This is a genomic window from Vibrio sp. YT-16, assembly GCF_033337405.1.
In the GTDB taxonomy this organism is placed as follows: Bacteria; Pseudomonadota; Gammaproteobacteria; order Enterobacterales; family Vibrionaceae; genus Vibrio; species Vibrio alginolyticus.
In genome coordinates this window covers 361,196-377,395 of sequence record NZ_JAWOQQ010000001.1, presented here as the reverse complement: position 1 = coordinate 377,395, position 16,200 = coordinate 361,196, and the positions used below count along the sequence as shown (strand labels likewise).

General features: G+C 44.6%; 18 protein-coding genes. 14 read left to right on the top strand and 4 right to left on the bottom strand.

The window, feature by feature from the left end:
- The first annotated feature begins 5 nt into the window (after positions 1–5).
- The 14 genes from R7F07_RS01660 (at position 6) to R7F07_RS01595 (ending at position 11,234) form a co-directional block, all read left to right on the top strand.
- On the top strand, positions 6–785 hold the full coding sequence (locus R7F07_RS01660) for a ParA family protein (protein WP_005380505.1): 780 nt from the start codon (positions 6–8) through the stop codon (positions 783–785).
- Positions 775–1,851 (top strand): chemotaxis protein CheW, encoded by a 1,077-nt coding sequence (locus tag R7F07_RS01655; RefSeq protein ID WP_017635946.1) that lies wholly within the window; start codon positions 775–777, stop codon positions 1,849–1,851. Before R7F07_RS01660 ends, R7F07_RS01655 begins: the two co-directional genes overlap by 11 nt.
- Before the next feature lie 35 nt (positions 1,852–1,886).
- The gene (locus R7F07_RS01650) at positions 1,887–2,381 is read left to right on the top strand and encodes a chemotaxis protein CheW (RefSeq protein ID WP_005380507.1); all 495 of its coding nucleotides are present in this window, start codon (positions 1,887–1,889) and stop codon (positions 2,379–2,381) included.
- A 13-nt stretch (positions 2,382–2,394) separates the two neighbouring features.
- A complete protein-coding gene (locus tag R7F07_RS01645) occupies positions 2,395–2,889 on the top strand; it encodes a DUF2802 domain-containing protein (protein ID WP_025998721.1) in 495 nt (164 codons plus the stop codon).
- Positions 2,890–3,178: 289 nt separating this feature from the next.
- The gene (ccmA, locus tag R7F07_RS01640) at positions 3,179–3,796 is read left to right on the top strand and encodes a cytochrome c biogenesis heme-transporting ATPase CcmA (protein WP_005380511.1); all 618 of its coding nucleotides are present in this window, start codon (positions 3,179–3,181) and stop codon (positions 3,794–3,796) included.
- A gap of 1 nt (position 3,797) precedes the next feature.
- Entirely contained in the window at positions 3,798–4,466 is a 669-nt protein-coding gene (gene ccmB, locus R7F07_RS01635) for a heme exporter protein CcmB (RefSeq protein WP_171342816.1), read from the top strand.
- 109 nt (positions 4,467–4,575) lie between these two features.
- Positions 4,576–5,319: a heme ABC transporter permease gene (locus tag R7F07_RS01630; RefSeq protein WP_005380513.1), complete on the top strand. Its 744-nt coding sequence runs from the start codon at positions 4,576–4,578 to the stop codon at positions 5,317–5,319.
- Between the two features lie 11 nt (positions 5,320–5,330).
- A complete protein-coding gene (ccmD, locus tag R7F07_RS01625; RefSeq protein WP_005380515.1) occupies positions 5,331–5,537 on the top strand; it encodes a heme exporter protein CcmD in 207 nt (68 codons plus the stop codon).
- On the top strand, positions 5,534–6,019 hold the full coding sequence (ccmE, locus tag R7F07_RS01620) for a cytochrome c maturation protein CcmE (RefSeq protein WP_005380516.1): 486 nt from the start codon (positions 5,534–5,536) through the stop codon (positions 6,017–6,019). The genes ccmD and ccmE overlap by 4 nt, the downstream gene beginning before the upstream one ends.
- Positions 6,016–7,992 (top strand): heme lyase CcmF/NrfE family subunit, encoded by a 1,977-nt coding sequence (locus R7F07_RS01615; protein ID WP_171342818.1) that lies wholly within the window; start codon positions 6,016–6,018, stop codon positions 7,990–7,992. Before ccmE ends, R7F07_RS01615 begins: the two co-directional genes overlap by 4 nt.
- Position 7,993: 1 nt before the next feature.
- On the top strand, positions 7,994–8,548 hold the full coding sequence (locus tag R7F07_RS01610) for a DsbE family thiol:disulfide interchange protein (protein ID WP_005380518.1): 555 nt from the start codon (positions 7,994–7,996) through the stop codon (positions 8,546–8,548).
- A complete protein-coding gene (locus R7F07_RS01605; RefSeq protein ID WP_053306688.1) occupies positions 8,545–9,030 on the top strand; it encodes a cytochrome c-type biogenesis protein in 486 nt (161 codons plus the stop codon). The genes R7F07_RS01610 and R7F07_RS01605 overlap by 4 nt, the downstream gene beginning before the upstream one ends.
- Complete coding sequence (gene ccmI, locus R7F07_RS01600) at positions 9,030–10,244, top strand: c-type cytochrome biogenesis protein CcmI (protein ID WP_065274745.1); 1,215 nt, start codon at positions 9,030–9,032, stop codon at positions 10,242–10,244. The genes R7F07_RS01605 and ccmI overlap by 1 nt, the downstream gene beginning before the upstream one ends.
- A gap of 216 nt (positions 10,245–10,460) precedes the next feature.
- Entirely contained in the window at positions 10,461–11,234 is a 774-nt protein-coding gene (locus tag R7F07_RS01595; protein WP_005380523.1) for a VacJ family lipoprotein, read from the top strand.
- A 74-nt stretch (positions 11,235–11,308) separates the two neighbouring features.
- Here R7F07_RS01595 and R7F07_RS01590 read toward each other — a convergent pair whose 3' ends face one another.
- The 4 genes from R7F07_RS01590 to R7F07_RS01575 form a co-directional block, all read right to left on the bottom strand.
- On the bottom strand, positions 11,309–12,625 hold the full coding sequence (locus R7F07_RS01590) for an outer membrane protein transport protein (protein WP_171342820.1): 1,317 nt from the start codon (positions 12,623–12,625) through the stop codon (positions 11,309–11,311).
- A gap of 309 nt (positions 12,626–12,934) precedes the next feature.
- Positions 12,935–14,194 (bottom strand): outer membrane protein transport protein, encoded by a 1,260-nt coding sequence (locus tag R7F07_RS01585; protein ID WP_005384451.1) that lies wholly within the window; start codon positions 14,192–14,194, stop codon positions 12,935–12,937.
- A gap of 297 nt (positions 14,195–14,491) precedes the next feature.
- Positions 14,492–15,223, bottom strand: coding sequence for a DUF3379 domain-containing protein (locus tag R7F07_RS01580; protein ID WP_033907380.1), 732 nt, complete (start codon positions 15,221–15,223; stop codon positions 14,492–14,494).
- Positions 15,216–15,791, bottom strand: coding sequence for a sigma-70 family RNA polymerase sigma factor (locus R7F07_RS01575; protein ID WP_033907378.1), 576 nt, complete (start codon positions 15,789–15,791; stop codon positions 15,216–15,218). Before R7F07_RS01575 ends, R7F07_RS01580 begins: the two co-directional genes overlap by 8 nt.
- Between the last annotated feature and the right edge of the window lie 409 nt (positions 15,792–16,200).

Below are 16,200 nucleotides of genomic sequence, written 5' to 3'. Positions count from 1 at the left end.
TCATCATGATTGTTTGGAGTGTAGCTAACCAGAAAGGAGGCGTGGGTAAAACCACCTCAACAGTGACATTGGCGGGCTTATTGAGCCAGAAAGGCCATCGAGTATTGATGGTTGATACTGATCCTCACGCCTCACTGACTACTTATCTCGGTTATGATCCTGATGCAGTAACTTCGAGCCTATTTGATTTATTCCAGTTGAAGACGTTTTCTCGTGAGACGGTTAAGCCGTTGATTTTAGAAACAGAGCTGGAAGGAATGGATATCATTCCCGCGCATATGTCCCTTGCCACGCTTGATCGCGTAATGGGTAATCGCAGTGGTATGGGATTAATCTTAAAACGGGCGCTGCAAACTGTCTCACAAGACTATGACTATGTGTTGATTGATTGTCCGCCAATCCTTGGCGTGATGATGGTGAACGCGTTGGCAGCCAGTGACCGAATTTTGATTCCTGTTCAAACAGAGTTTTTGGCAATGAAAGGTCTGGAGCGCATGATGCGTACGCTAACCATTATGCAAAAATCTCGCCCGGGCGGTTTCAAAGTGACTATCGTCCCAACCATGTACGATAAGCGCACGAAAGCGTCATTGCAGACATTGATGCAACTGAAAAAAGATTACCCAAATCAAGTGTGGACCTCAGCGGTGCCTATTGATACCAAGTTCCGCGATGCCAGTTTAAAGCACTTGCCAGCGTCGCATTTTGCTTCTGGTAGTCGTGGTGTGTTTGCCTATAAACAGCTACTGATTTATCTGGAGAGGTTGGCGTTCGATGAGCAGTAATGATGTGCTGTCCAGTGAACAAGCACTTGATGACTACTTTAATGCATTACTGGATGATGAAACTGAAATAACGACTCTTGAGGAAGACCTTGACCTGTTGGCTCAAGAGGTATCATCTGCAGAGCCAGAGCCAGAGCCAGAGCCAGAGCCAGAGCCAGAGCCAGAGCCAGAGCCAGAGCCAGAGCCAGAGCCAGAGCCAGAATTACAGCTACAATACTCGGAGCCAGAAACGTACCAGTTTCAAGAAACATATCCGCCAGAGTTGGAAGCTCCAAACCTGGAAGATGTTCAAAGGCTATTAAGTCAGCTTGAAGCAAGCAACCCAGTGGCTGAGTTGGATATTGATAGTATTCTTGAACAAAATACGATTGATATTGCAGCAGAGATAAAAGCGGCTGAGCCTGAGGTACAAACCTTTAGTGAGGTGCCTGAGCTTCAGGGTGTTGAGGAAATACAGGACTGGGTGATTGATGAGCCAGTTTTTGAGGAAGCGCAACCAGAGGTGGATGAACCTCACGCAGTGATCGAACAAAGTATCAATATAGAATCGAACGTCGATACTGAACTCGAAACACAAGCAGATTCCGATATACCAACGGTCTGGGAAAGCACGAAGCGAAGTGAGGACTTCCAAGTTCTTTACTTTGATGTGAATGGTGTCACGTTTGCTGTACCTCTTGATGAGTTAGGTGGTATTCATCGCATTAGCGAGCTTAACCATTTGATAGGAAAACCCGCCTGGTATTTGGGGCTACAAACAAATCGCGAGCAGCAGTTTGATGTCGTCGATACCGCGAAATGGGTGATGGCAGATAAGCTTCGTGATGATAGCTATAAAGATAACTACCAATATGTCGTCATGCTTGGTGAGAGCATGTGGGGGTTGGCCAGTAACCAATTAATGGGGACTGAAACGCTTAATATCGACAAGGTTCGCTGGCGTGAGCAGGCGGGTAAACGCCCTTGGCTAGCGGGCATGGTAAAAGAAAAAATGTGTGCCTTAATTCATGTCCAGGCGCTCATTGACATGCTAAACGCCGGTTTAGATGTCAAATCACTGAATTAGATTTAAGTCGGGAACGACATTAACGAGGATTAACTATGTCTCAAGCTTTTGAAGTAGAAGTGAAGAAAGATGCATCGAATGACGAAGTTCTTCAGTGGGTGACGTTCCAGCTAGAAGAAGAAACGTACGGCATCAACGTAATGCAAGTTCGTGAAGTACTTCGTTATACTGAAATTGCCCCTGTTCCAGGTGCACCAGATTATGTACTTGGTATCATCAACCTACGCGGTAATGTAGTTACTGTTATCGATACACGTTCACGTTTTGGCCTGATGGAAGGCGAAGTCACCGACAACACTCGTATTATTGTGATCGAGTCTGAGCGTCAAGTGATCGGTATCTTAGTAGATAGCGTGGCAGAAGTCGTTTATCTGCGTTCTTCTGAAATTGATACGACGCCTTCAGTTGGTACCGACGAGAGTGCGAAGTTCATCCAGGGTGTGAGCAACCGTGACGGCAAGCTTCTTATCCTTGTGGATTTGAACAAGCTGCTAACAGATGACGAGTGGGACGAGATGGCTCACCTTTAATGGCTGAATGATGATGGCTGAAGAGACTCTTTTATCTGCTCCATTCCTTGCGGGTGGCGTCGCTTTTATCGTGTTAGTATTGGTTGTTTTGCAACTGCGGATTCGCTCGGGGTTACAAAAGCAGTTAGACCAACAACGAGCTCAATCTCGACACGCAGATAAAGAAGTGCAAAAGTTGAGTAAGCAGTTACTCGAAGTGCGCTCGGTTGTCGTTGGTCTTGGACAAAAAGTGACGGAGCAACAAGACATTATTCAGCACTTAAACGAGAGAATTCGCGAACTCGAACACGCTGATACTGATGGTCGCTTGTACAGTCGCGCTTCTAAAATGGTACAGCTTGGCGCTGATATCAACGAGCTGATTGAAGAGTGCGAACTACCAAAAGCCGAAGCTGAGTTGATGCTTTCACTGCAGAAGAAACTGGCAGGGAAAGAGAAGATTCCACCATTAAGTGGTCAGCCATCAGATGACGCAGAATATCCAGCGCGTGGACGTCGTCGACGCTAAAGGTTATCAAGCGATAAAAAAGAGGCGTTATTACGCCTCTTTTTTGTTTTTAGCCGCTAATGCTCTTCTTAAATACACCCCTAGATAACCTTCAGTCGATCTTGCTCTTAGCTCTGGCCTCTCAAATTCAAAATGAGCGCTTATAACTACTTATAGTTAATTTTATTAAAGTGTGATGATTAATTAACAAAAATACATGAACTTACATGTAACCTAGCCCTCTTATCCTGTTTTGTCATAACTAAGCTGTGCTAATATAGCGGCTCGTTCATTTTTTAGTTGAAGCTCTATGTTAGAAGTGTCTAACCTGACAGCAATCCGTGATGAAAGGGTTCTGTTTGAAAACCTGCAGTTTGAAATTAAGCCTGGTGAATTGGTCCAGATCGAAGGGCGTAATGGTACTGGTAAAACTACATTGCTACGGATTGTGACAGGGTTAGGTGATAGAGAAGAAGGTGTCATTAAATGGAAAGGCGAAGAGGTTGAAAAATCTCGTGATGTTTTCCATCAAGATCTGCTTTTCTTAGGACATCAAACAGGAGTGAAACGAGAGCTTACCGCATTAGAAAACTTACGTTTTTATCAATCTATTCAAAATAATCGCTCTTCAGACGAAGAAATCTTCATCGCTTTGACTCAAGTAGGATTAGCTGGCCGAGAAGATGTGCCTGTAGCACAACTTTCCGCAGGTCAGCAACGACGAGTCGCATTGGCAAGGTTATGGCTCAGTAAGCAAATCTTATGGATTTTAGATGAGCCGTTGACTGCCATTGATAAGCAAGGCGTCAAGGTGCTTGAATCTTTGTTCGCAAGTCATGCTGATAATGGCGGTATTGTTGTGTTGACGACGCATCAAGATATGTTTGCGGACAGCCCGAAACTTAGAAAAATAAAGCTGGGTGACTGATATGATTTCCTCGATGAGCACCATCATTCGTCGTGAGCTCCTAATCGCATTTCGCCGTCAGGCAGACATTCTGAACCCGCTGTGGTTCTTTATTATTGTCATTACTCTCTTTCCTCTGAGTATTGGACCTGAACCTAATTTGTTAGCACGTATTGCAGCGGGCATCGTTTGGGTTGCCGCATTGCTGTCCGCCTTATTATCATTAGAGCGTCTATTTCGTGATGATTTTCAAGACGGTGCACTAGAACAAATGATGCTAATGCCGATTCCATTGCAACTTGTAGTGGTTTCAAAGGTCATAGCACATTGGTTGTTAACAGGGTTACCTCTGATTTTAATTAGCCCATTATTGGCGGTTTTACTTTCGCTCGACTTCAATACTTGGCTATCGGTTGTATTAACCTTGATGATCGGTACACCAACACTAAGTTTTATTGGCGCCATTGGTGTGGCGTTGACTGTTGGGTTGCAAAAGGGTGGCGTTCTTTTGAGTTTGCTTATTCTTCCGCTCTACATCCCAATTTTGATTTTCGCAACATCGGCAATTGATGCCGCCGCACTCGGTATGGCGTATAACGGTCAACTAGCGATTTTAGGTGCGATGCTAATGGGGGCGATGACATTAACGCCTTTTGCCATTAGTGCCGCATTGCGAGTTAGTGTTAACTAACTCAATAAAGTGCCAGTGAAGCGGCGCTTGATCAAAGAATTATTATTAAAGCACTGCTACGGTCTCAACCCTTTAGACAGTGTCCCAGAAGTAAGAGTGAGAACAAAACATGTGGAAATGGCTACATCCTTATGCCAAGCCAGAAGCAGCTTATCGTTTGAGTGGTAAGTTTCTGCCTTGGTTTTCTGTATTGGCCCTCGTATGCTTATCGGTTGGTACGGTTTGGGGGCTTGCATTTGCGCCTTCAGATTACCAACAAGGTGACAGTTTCCGAATCATCTACATTCATGTCCCATCAGCTATTTGGTCTATGGGCGTTTATATGTCGATGGCGATCGCTGCATTTATTGGCCTAGTATGGCAAGTTCGCCTATCTGATATGGCGGCACTTGCGATGGCTCCGATTGGTGCAGTATTTACTTTTATTGCTCTACTTACAGGTGCTGTTTGGGGCAAGCCTATGTGGGGCACTTGGTGGGTATGGGATGCCCGTCTTACATCTGAATTGATTCTTCTATTTCTCTACCTTGGTGTGATTGCGCTTTACCATGCGTTTGACGATCAAAAAACCGCCGCAAAAGCTGCTGGTATTTTAGCGATCGTAGGCGTAGTAAACCTACCTATCATTCACTTTTCCGTGGAATGGTGGAACACGCTTCATCAAGGTGCGACGATCACGAAATTTGAACAACCTTCTATTTCATCCGACATGCTTTGGCCGTTATTGCTGAACATCTTTGGCTTTGCGTTCTTCTTTGGTGCCGTGACGATGGTCCGTTTTCGTAACGAAATCATCAGTAAAGAAAGTCACCGCCCTTGGGTGCGCAAACTCGCAACAGAACAAACTCAGTGAGGTAACTGATTATGCATTTTGAATCTCTGAGCGACTTTTTTGCCATGGGTGGCTACGCATCATACGTATGGAGTGCGTTTGGTATTACTTTCTTATCCATGCTGATTCTTCTGATCACTAGCCTTCGCCGCGGTGATGCATTATTGAAAGAAGTGAAAGCAAAAATTGACCGTCAAGCTCGTATCGACGCAGCGAAGAACATGGAGAACACCTTATGAACCCGAGACGTAAAAAGAGGCTAGGTATTGTACTAGCGATCTTTATCGGTATTAGTGCCACCATTGGTTTGATACTTTATGCGCTTAACCAAAATATGGACCTTTTCTACACTCCAACGGAATTGGTTAATGGTAAGCCAGATGGCACCAAGCCAGAAGTAGGCCAGCGTCTGCGTATCGGTGGAATGGTGGTTGTGGGCTCAGTTCGTCGAGATCCTAATTCTTTGAAAGTGAGTTTTGACCTGCACGATGTCGGTCCGAAAGTGACGATTACCTATGACGGTATTCTTCCTGACTTGTTCCGTGAAGGGCAGGGTATTGTTGCTCAAGGTGTACTGAAAGATGCCACGACAGTTGAGGCATTTGAGGTCCTAGCGAAGCACGATGAAGAATACATGCCACCAGAAATTGCAGAAGCGATGAAGAAAACGCATGAACCGCTTCAATACAGCACCGAACAGAAACAAGGAAGCGGCCAATGATTGCTGAAATCGGTCACTTTGCTCTCATTCTTTCGCTTGCAATGGCTGTGCTGTTGAGCGTATTGCCATTGTGGGGAGCATCGAACAATAACACCATGCTAATGAACACAGCGCGACCGCTATCTTGGTCTATGTTCCTGATGCTGTTGTTCTCTTTCGCCATTTTATGTTGGGGATTTTATACCAACGACTTCACGTTACAGTATGTAGCGAGCAACTCGAATAGTCAGCTTCCGTGGTACTACCGTTTAACCGCAGTATGGGGTGCGCACGAAGGTTCACTGTTGCTATGGGTTTTAATCCAAGCTGCTTGGACTGTCGCTGTAGCGACGTTTAGTCGTGGTATGCCGCAAGAGTCGGTTGCACGTGTACTTGCTGTTATGGGCATGATCTCAGTGGGTTTCCTACTGTTTATCATCCTAACTTCAAACCCATTCTTACGTACGTTACCGTTCTTCCCGGTTGACGGACGTGACTTGAACCCTCTGCTTCAAGACCCTGGTTTGATTGTTCACCCGCCAATGCTTTACATGGGCTATGTTGGTTTCTCGGTTGCATTCTCTTTTGCTATCGCATCCCTAATGACCGGACGCCTTGATACGGCTTGGGCTCGTTGGTCTCGTCCTTGGACAACCGCAGCATGGGTATTCTTAACACTTGGTATCGCACTAGGTTCTTGGTGGGCTTACTACGAACTTGGCTGGGGTGGCTGGTGGTTCTGGGACCCAGTAGAAAACGCATCATTCATGCCTTGGTTAGCGGGTACCGCATTAATGCACTCTCTTGCCGTGACAGAAAAACGCGGCACATTTAAAGCGTGGACGGTACTATTGGCAATCTCTGCATTTTCGTTGAGTTTGTTGGGCACCTTCTTAGTCCGTTCCGGTATTTTAGTATCGGTGCACGCGTTCGCGTCTGACCCGTCGCGCGGTATGTTTATTCTAGGCTTCCTCGTTTTCGTTATCGGCGGCTCTTTATTGCTGTTTGCCGTAAAAGGGGCAGCAGTGCGTGTACGAGGTAACTTCGACTTAGTCTCACGTGAAAATGCGCTCTTAGCCAACAACGTATTACTTATCGCCGCTCTTGTTGTGGTGTTAGTGGGGACACTGTTGCCGCTCGTACACAAGCAGCTTGGTTTGGGGTCGGTCTCTATCGGTGCGCCATTCTTTGACATGCTATTTGCGTGGTTAATGATGCCATTTGCTTTTCTGCTTGGTATTGGTCCTCTTATTCGCTGGAAGCGAGACAATTTATCTAAACTTGTGAAACCAATGCTCGTTTCAGGTGTGCTTGCTTTCACCTTGGCCGCGCTATGCGTGTACCTGTTTGCCGATTTCTTCTCAACCATGGCTTACATTGGTTGGGTGATGGCGATTTGGATTATTGCGATGCATGGCTTTGAACTGTACAAGCGTGCAACGCACCGTCATAGCTTTAGTGAAGGTGTTCGCAAGCTGCAACGTAGCCACTGGGCAATGATGTTGGGTCATGTTGGTCTGGCGGTATCTGTTATCGGTATTGCGATGGTACAGAACTACAGCATCGAGCGTGATGTACGTTTAGCACCTGGCGAACACTTCCAAATTCAAGGCTATGATTTCTACTTCTCAGGCTTGCGTGATAAAGATGGTCCAAACTACGATGGCTACATCGCAGACTTTGAGATCACACACGATGGCAAATACGTGAATACGCTTCACGCAGAGAAGCGCTTCTACCGTACGGCTAAGTCTATGATGACTGAAGCAGCCATTGACCGTGGTATTAGCCGCGACTTATACATTGCAATGGGTGAACGTTTAGACGACAACCGATCTTGGGCTGTTCGTATTTACTATAAACCGTTCGTTCGATGGATTTGGGCTGGCTCTTTGATTATGGCATTAGGCGGCGCACTAGCGATTTCTGATAAACGCTACCGCTTCCGTAAATCGCCGAAGAAAAACGCGAAGTCAAAAGAGCAGGAGGCATAACATGAATAAGAAAATCTTATTTATTCCGCTTGTCGCTTTCATGATTCTAGCGGGCATTTTCGCAACCCAATTAATGCGTAACCAAGAGGGCGATGATCCAACTAAATTGGAGTCGGTTTTGGTTGGCAAGCCAGTTCCTGAGTTTCATTTAGAAGACCTGGCTGAGCCTGGAAAACAGTACGACCAATCAATTTTTAAAGGTGAACCGTTGCTCTTGAACGTTTGGGCAACGTGGTGCCCAACGTGTTATGCAGAGCATAAATACCTAAACGAATTGGCGGGTAAGGGCGTTAAGATCATCGGTATGAATTACAAAGATGATCGTAATAAAGCAATAGGTTGGCTGAATGATCTCGGCAACCCGTACTTGATCAGCCTATTTGATGGCAGTGGTATGCTTGGCCTTGACCTTGGCGTTTATGGTGCTCCAGAAACATTCATTATTGATGCAAATGGTGTGATTCGCTATCGCCATGTAGGGGATGTAAACCCACGTAATTGGTCAGAAACACTGGAGCCGCTTTACAACAAATTGGTTGAGGAGGCGAAGCAATGAGAAAGCTAATTCTTGCCGTTTTTGCTGCGATGACATTATCTCTTGCTGCTCATGCGGCCATTGAAGTGTACGAGTTTGATAATTTGGAACAAGAACAGCAGTTCAAAGAGTTAAGCCATACGCTCCGTTGCCCTAAATGTCAGAACAACACGATCTCGGATTCTAACGCTGAACTTGCTCAGGACTTACGCCATAAGGTGTATGAAATGACCAAAGAAGGTAAGTCCAAAGATGAGATTGTTGATTACATGATCGCCCGTTACGGTAACTTCGTGACTTACAACCCACCATTTACGGTCGCGACTGCGATTTTGTGGCTAGGGCCACTCGCTGTAGTAATGGGTGGTTTTGGTTTGATTGTACTGCGTAGCCGTAAATCTAAAGTTAAGGCAAAAGCGAGCAGTGACGAGCAATGGGATGAGCAAAAAGAAGCTCGTTTAAAAGCATTGCTTGAAGAAGAGAACAACGGAGATAAGAAGTAATGACACTATTTTGGATTTCCACCGTTGCTCTCACGCTTATTGCTTGTGCGCTGGTGGCTTTGCCGCTGCTTAAACAAAAAGCGAACAATGATGATGTGTTACGCGATGAGCTCAACAAGGCATTTTATAAAGACCGACTATCTGAGCTTGCAGAAGAAACTGACGAAGGTCTTGTTGAAAGTGAAGACGAACTGATTTCTGATCTAAAGCAATCACTGCTTGACGATATCCCTGGTGATAAAGCGCAAAAAGAAACCAAGGTTTCTCCAATCGCGGTTTTAGTTCCATCGGTAATTCTGACAGTGGTGCTGAGCTATGGTTTGTATTATAAATTTGGCGCGTCAGATGATATTGTTCAATGGCAAGAAGTGTCTGCAAATCTACCTGAGTTATCGAAAAAGCTGATGTCGGCTTCTTCTGAGCCGCTGAGTGACGATGAAATGGCGGATTTGACCCTTGCCCTTCGAACTCGCTTACATTACCAGCCGGAAGACTCGACAGGTTGGTTACTGCTAGGTCGTATTGCGTTAGCAAATCGTGATGTCACCACAGCTATCGATGCGATGGAAAAATCGTACCGCCTAGAGCCAAAAGACCCAGATGTGATGTTGGGTTATGCACAAGCTCTGATGCTGTCTCAAGAGGAAATGGATCAAGCGACGGCTCGCTCATTACTCGGCAAGCTGATGCAGCAAGACTATGTCGATCTGCGTGTGTTTTCTTTGTTAGCGTTCGATGCGTTTGAGCGTCAAGACTTCCCGGCAGCCATCAAGTACTGGGGAATCATGCAGCAAATGATTGGTCCAGAAGATAGCCGCTACGAGATGTTGTCACGCAGTATTGAGAGTGCTCGTAAGCAAATGGGCGAAGCGGTTTCACCGGATAAGAGTGTAGCTGTGACAATTAATGTGGCACCAAATGCTCAGTTGGATCCAAACGCAGTTCTGATTGTGTCAGTACATCGTTCAGATGGCTCCCCAATGCCTGTGGCTGCTGCTCGTTATCCGCTAGGTACTTTCCCTCGCACAGTCGTATTAGATGATGGCAATGCCATGATGCAAGGGCAAAAGTTATCTACACTCGATAAGCTAATCGTCCGTGTGCGTGTAGATTCTGACGGTAACGTAGCAACGCGTGATCAAGATTGGCACGGAGAAAGTGACGTCGTTGAATTTGGCGCACCAGTAGAAGTGACCATTGATCAGCAGTATTAATTGTTAACATCTGTCTCTGAAACATGACAACGAGGTAGAGTCAGTTGCCTTTAGTGGTATGACTCTAAACGATCGAGTAGAATACCGAAGGCCAGCGATTGCTGGCCTTTATTTATTCCCATATCTGAGTCATCTTTACTATGTATCCTGCTCAACATACGTACAATGGTTAATCGGGGTGACTTAGGTACATTAATAGTCGTTATGGAAAATAAAATGTATAACAAGGGTAAATCTACCTTCTTGTTGCTGTTAGCCGTTGGACTGGTTGGCTGTTCAAGTGCGCCTGATGAAGCAGTAACAGGACAAGAAACAAATCAAACGACTTCTGATGTGTATGACCCGTTGGAAGGCTTTAACCGAACCATGTGGGAACTCAACTACGAATATTTAGATCCGTATTTGGTTCGTCCTGTATCACTTGCGTATGTAGAATACACGCCAGTTCCTATTCGTTCTGGTATCGCTAACTTCTTATCGAACTTAGATGAGCCAGCAAGCATGGTTAATAACTTAATCATGGGTAATGGTACGAAAGCCGTGGACCACTTTAACCGTTTTTGGATTAACTCGACGTTCGGTATTTTCGGTTTATTCGATATTGCAAGTGCCGCGGGTATTACGAAGTACGACGAGAAAGCGTTCAGTGATGCAGTAGGCCACTATGGTGTTGGAAATGGTCCTTACTTCATGGTTCCAGGTTATGGTCCGTATACCTTACGTGAAGTGACAGATACCGTAGATAGTACGTATTTACCCCTCTCTTATCTCAACTTCTGGGCGAGTTTGGGTAAGTGGGCGTTTGAAGGAATGGAGAAGCGTGCTTTATTAGTACCGCAAGAAGCGCAGCTAGACTCGTCGCCGGATCCATATATTCTAACTCGCGATGTTTATATCCAGCGTCAAAACTTTAAAGCAGAAGTTGAAACGGTAGAAGAAGTTAACATCGAAGAAGAAGAGTATTTAGATGAATATCTAGAAGACTTTTAAGCGTTGTTCTTCACAATAGAGAAATGAAAAAAGGCTTAGCTGATGCTAAGCCTTTTTTGTATTTTGCAGCTTGGTTAGAAACGGTAGTTTGCTTGAACACCGATTAGCCAAACATTACCCGTAGTTTCGCCTACAAATTGGCCGCCGACTTGTTCTGCAGTGTCGTCTGACTTGTAACCACGAGACTCAACGATTGGTGCGTCTTTCGCAAAAATATAGGTGAAGCCAGCGTCTAGGCTGAAGTCTTTCGTCCAATCGTACGTTGCGCCAATACTTAGCCAAGTGCGGTCAGTTTCTGGAATAGTGATCGTACGGTTTTTGTCGCTTACCGCTGAAGTATCGTATGCAATACCAGTGCGTAGCGCTAGCTTAGGATCAAGCTGGTAAGTGGCACCAACAGCAAAGCGATAGTTGTCTTCCCAGTTTTCTACTTTAACCATATGCGTGCCAGCAGTATCTAGACGTGCTTCCAATTTCTCGAAAGAGCTCCAATCCGTCCAGTTAACGCTTGCGTGTAATGCAAGTTGGTCTGTTACTTGGTGGAAGCTTGCCAACTCAGCCGTTGCAGGCAGGTTTAGATACATGTAGCCGCTGTCGCGTTCAGAAGTACCGAAGCCAAAACCAAGACCTTCAGCATGGCCTTCAAGCTTTAGTTCAACTTCAGATTTGTACGCGAAGCCGATACGGTTATTTTCATTGATCTGCCATGCTGTACCAACTTGCCAGCCCCAAGCGGTATCGTCACCTTCCATGTATTTTAGAGCGGTACCTTGAGGAACACTGATTGGTTGATTAGTTTCAGGATTTAACCCTACAACGTTATTCTTAGGAGCTGCTGCGCCAAAGCTGCCTTCGCCGATGATGTAACGGATACCACCACCAACGCTGATTGATTCATTGACTTTGTAAGCTGCGTTCAAGTTCGCTTCCATTGTCGTTACGCTTGCTTCATTGCCGAAGTGCGAGGCACCAAAGCCTTTACCTAAATCGGTTTCCATGCCGTAGTTGGTGCCAAATGCCAAACCAATCGCGAATTTCTCATTATATTGGTGTGATAGGTAGAAGTTTGGAATGATTGCATCATGTGCGAAGTCATCTGAAGATGCAGAAGAAGTGCTACCGTGGAAGTTTACATCACCTTCAATATCAATATTTGGGTTCACATAGATTGCACCAACGGACACTTGAGTGCCTTCCAAATAAGTTAGCATTGCTGGGTTACGCCATTGTGCACTTGCGTTGTCAGCCATTGCAGCTTCACCAGCATATGCTCGACCTAGGCCTGTTGCAGAATATTCAGCAAGTTGGAAACCTGCTGCGTTAGCCATGCCCGTTGTGCCAAGTAGGCTTAATGCCACTGCTGTTGATAGAAGAGTCTTGTTGGTTTTCATTCGAATGTTCGCTGATTTGTTTATAACGTGGGACGAAAGTTTAAAGGTAGAGTTTTTACTTTAGAAATGAAAATCCAGCGTAAGTGGTCATTTGGAATATTATCCTTTCAAATGTTATTTGTGCGGTTTAATAATCTAACTGTGAAAGGCTTGTAAACGGAATTCAGCGAACAGCTGTGCGTCCTAATTGTGAGATTTAGATACACGTGTTCACTCAAATTGAGTGGGCAATAAATCGCAGATATGAAAAAAGGCTGGAAATCCAGCCTTTTATATAAAGTATTTTTCTACTAACTAACAGCGAAGCGTTTAGAAGCTACGGCTGTATTGTAAGCCGAATAGAATTGCATCAGCATGAGTTGTTGCTGTTACACCGGTAGAAAGACCAGGAGCTAATTGAGTATTCTCATTAACTTTTACATCTTCACCTAACAAGTACGTGAAGCCAAAATCGATGTTTGAGCTATTATCAATATGGTAAGAGAAACCTGTGGAGAACCACTGGCGATCCGAGTCTGGTACCGAGATAGACGTTACTTTATCTTGAGCGCTTGTGTCGTACATGTAACCAGCACGAAGTGTCCAGTTGTTGTTTAGGTAGTAAGTACCACCAATTGCGTAGTGCCAGCCATCTTGCCATTGATAGTCTTTCGAGTAACCACCTTTAAGTAAACCCTGATTTAGGTTCTCAAAATCAATTTGGTCGAAATCTTTCCAGCCGATGTATTGGATGCTGTAGTGTACAGCAAATTTAGTGTCTTGGATTTTGTGGAAACCGGAAAACTCGGCCATATCTGGTAGAGGTAGCGTGATTTCCTGACCTTTGTCGTCTTTCGCCGTAAATTCAGGGCTGTAACGATACGCTAGACCAAAACGGTTGTTTTCATCTAGTTCGTACACAGTACCTACGTTAAAACCAACAGCCCAACCATCAGCTTTATCTACGTCCAGAATTTTTTGACCGCCAACCCTTGGGACTGAAGAGCTAGTTGTACGCTTCATTGTGCCTTGGCCGTAGATTAAATCTAAACCAGCACCAAAGCTCCATTGTTCGTTTAAACGGTAAGAACCCGCCAATCCAAAGTTGAAGCTTTTTACGTCCGTAAGACCACCGTACTCTGTTGCAGTGTAGTTATCTGAAAATTCAGTTTTAGTGCCGAAATTAGAGTATGCGTTTACGCCCCATGCAAACTTGTCATTTACTGGAACGATTAGGTGAATGTTTGGAGCTATTGACGTATCACCCACATCATCAGTATCAGCAACACTTACAGTATTGGAGCCCAAAGGAGTATTAACGTTATATTTCGCATCTTTCACTTCAATCATTGAAGTAATGCTTTCGAAACCTAGCGACAGTTCCATTTTATCAAACAGAGCCATTGCTGCTGGGTTACGAGCCATTACTGCTGCATTATCTGCGATTACCGCATCACCAGCAAATGCACGGCCGATGCCAGTTGCTGATTGAGCGTTGATTTGGAAACCCGCTGCCATCGATTGACCTGAGGCAAAAGCTACCGTTACTGCTAGGAGAGTCTTTTTAAACAGACGCGTGTTCTGAGTCATTTGTTTTTCCTTATTAGATTCGTCTCTTTGGACGATAAATTGAGCTTTTGCTCAGTGGCGCAGATAGTAGTATCAATAGTTGCTTGGACAAATCCGACCATTGGATAAAATTGAATAAAAATTGCAGAAATGATGTCTAAAAGACGGGAAATTGCACTTAAAATGCATAATTTAGAGTTTAAGCTCTAAATGCGATAGGGGTGGTGAATGTTTTGTGTTCTATTTATACAAAAATGCCGCTAAATAAGATCATTTAGCGGCATTTAACCTTTTGAAGGCTGGAAATCGTCGAAGTTGTTACATCGGCTTAATCATTGATGCAAGAGTCGTAGCGAGCGCATCAATATTTTCACCTTCTTCCCCGACTAAAATCAGGCTTGAACTCCCGACGGGCTGAACGATTCCGGTCATGCCATCCTTACTAAAGTCGGTACTTTGTTCGCTTGGAATACCAGTAATAAATAACGTTACTTTACCTTTTGGACCTTGGAACACCATATGCACCGCATTGGATTCGCCAAAACCGCAGTGGTTTAGGTAGTAAACGTGATATGGAAAGTTTTCACTAAACTGGTAATGAAATGGCGACATTTTCGCATTAATTTGCGAGCTCGGTACATCCTCATCAAGATGACGAACAAACGGTTCTTCATGAATAACGTGTTTCATCGCGGTATCCGCTAAACTGGCTTGTGCTGGAGACACCAAAACATTTCCCCAGTTTACTTGGCCAACTAATAACCCTGCGGTGAACGCAATAGAAGCGGCAAGTGCCATTGCTTTGCGGACAAAGTTTGGTCTTACGACCTTCTCTTCATCAAGTGCACTCGACGTCTGGCTAAATAAAATCTTATCTGCGAGATCTTCGGGTACATCCACATTCATGGCTTGTTTAATTTTTACATCGAGATCCAAAACGTCATCAACAAACTTATTGTTGGCGTCGCTACCAGCTAAAGCTTGCAGAATCTCTTCATCCTTTTGTTTTGGATCCGACAAAATACGACGACGAAATTCTAAATCATCCATTCTTTTGTCCTCTCTTGGTATCTTGAGAATCCAACATCTCTTTAAGTTGATTACGAGCGCGAAATAGTCGAGTCATCACTGTGTTTTTATTTAAATCAAGAATGTCACCAATTTCTTCTCCACTGAAACCACCAACAACTTGGAGAAATAAAGGCTCACGGTATTCAACATCGAGCTTCATGATCTGTGCCTGCAGCCATTCTTGCTGATGATGTGGTTCATCGCTGACTTTAGCATCATTGCCGTAATCATCGATATCAACTAAATCAAATTGTTTACGTTCGAAGCGGCGCGCGTTTTCTCGTCTCAATATTGTGATGAGCCAAGACTTGGCAGCTTTTTCGTCCTGGAGGCTATCGAGTGACTTCCAAGCTCTAAGACAGGTTTCCTGAACTAGATCTTCCGCGACCGCTTTATCTTTGCACAACCAATATGCGTAGCGGTACAAGTCACGATGATACCCTCGGACGAGCGCTTCGTATTTTCTTTGCTTGTCCATATCAGAGTTGACCGGACTGTTGGAATTTTTCTTTCCAAACATTTTTAATATGGCCACAGGAGCCTCCATCCTCGCTCTGTGAGTTTCTTATTTGTTCTGAGCATGACTTTACTTGCTTCATCGCCTAGCGGTTTTGGTTGCAGGATTTGTCATGCAACCCCTTTGACACAATAAGCCATGTGGTTACCTAAAAGTGTATACGCAAATGTCAGATATCATCGAACACGAATTGATATATATTGTTAACAATATCATCATTAGTAATCAATGGCTTGGATAAGTTCACTCGATGGAGCATTAAAAGGGACTTCTGATGGTGGATTCTTGAATTGTTTTGAATCAATAATCGCTCTAGGTGAGCTTAAAACTCGTAAAATCACTATAAAATTGATCTATTTCAAAATATCAAGCAGTGAAGGGGTTATAGTACACCTTGTCATCTCGTTAGTCATTGCGACTAACATGTTGAGCAAGATGA

Coding starts and splice junctions, on each gene's coding strand:
- R7F07_RS01660 (WP_005380505.1), top strand. CDS start 6: ATGATTGTTTGGAGTGTAGCTAACCAGAAAGGAGGCGTGGGTAAAACC.
- R7F07_RS01655 (WP_017635946.1), top strand. CDS start 775: ATGAGCAGTAATGATGTGCTGTCCAGTGAACAAGCACTTGATGACTAC.
- R7F07_RS01650 (WP_005380507.1), top strand. CDS start 1,887: ATGTCTCAAGCTTTTGAAGTAGAAGTGAAGAAAGATGCATCGAATGAC.
- R7F07_RS01645 (WP_025998721.1), top strand. CDS start 2,395: ATGGCTGAAGAGACTCTTTTATCTGCTCCATTCCTTGCGGGTGGCGTC.
- ccmA (WP_005380511.1), top strand. CDS start 3,179: ATGTTAGAAGTGTCTAACCTGACAGCAATCCGTGATGAAAGGGTTCTG.
- ccmB (WP_171342816.1), top strand. CDS start 3,798: ATGATTTCCTCGATGAGCACCATCATTCGTCGTGAGCTCCTAATCGCA.
- R7F07_RS01630 (WP_005380513.1), top strand. CDS start 4,576: ATGTGGAAATGGCTACATCCTTATGCCAAGCCAGAAGCAGCTTATCGT.
- ccmD (WP_005380515.1), top strand. CDS start 5,331: ATGCATTTTGAATCTCTGAGCGACTTTTTTGCCATGGGTGGCTACGCA.
- ccmE (WP_005380516.1), top strand. CDS start 5,534: ATGAACCCGAGACGTAAAAAGAGGCTAGGTATTGTACTAGCGATCTTT.
- R7F07_RS01615 (WP_171342818.1), top strand. CDS start 6,016: ATGATTGCTGAAATCGGTCACTTTGCTCTCATTCTTTCGCTTGCAATG.
- R7F07_RS01610 (WP_005380518.1), top strand. CDS start 7,994: ATGAATAAGAAAATCTTATTTATTCCGCTTGTCGCTTTCATGATTCTA.
- R7F07_RS01605 (WP_053306688.1), top strand. CDS start 8,545: ATGAGAAAGCTAATTCTTGCCGTTTTTGCTGCGATGACATTATCTCTT.
- ccmI (WP_065274745.1), top strand. CDS start 9,030: ATGACACTATTTTGGATTTCCACCGTTGCTCTCACGCTTATTGCTTGT.
- R7F07_RS01595 (WP_005380523.1), top strand. CDS start 10,461: ATGTATAACAAGGGTAAATCTACCTTCTTGTTGCTGTTAGCCGTTGGA.
- R7F07_RS01590 (WP_171342820.1), bottom strand. CDS start 12,625: ATGAAAACCAACAAGACTCTTCTATCAACAGCAGTGGCATTAAGCCTA.
- R7F07_RS01585 (WP_005384451.1), bottom strand. CDS start 14,194: ATGACTCAGAACACGCGTCTGTTTAAAAAGACTCTCCTAGCAGTAACG.
- R7F07_RS01580 (WP_033907380.1), bottom strand. CDS start 15,223: ATGGATGATTTAGAATTTCGTCGTCGTATTTTGTCGGATCCAAAACAA.
- R7F07_RS01575 (WP_033907378.1), bottom strand. CDS start 15,791: ATGGAGGCTCCTGTGGCCATATTAAAAATGTTTGGAAAGAAAAATTCC.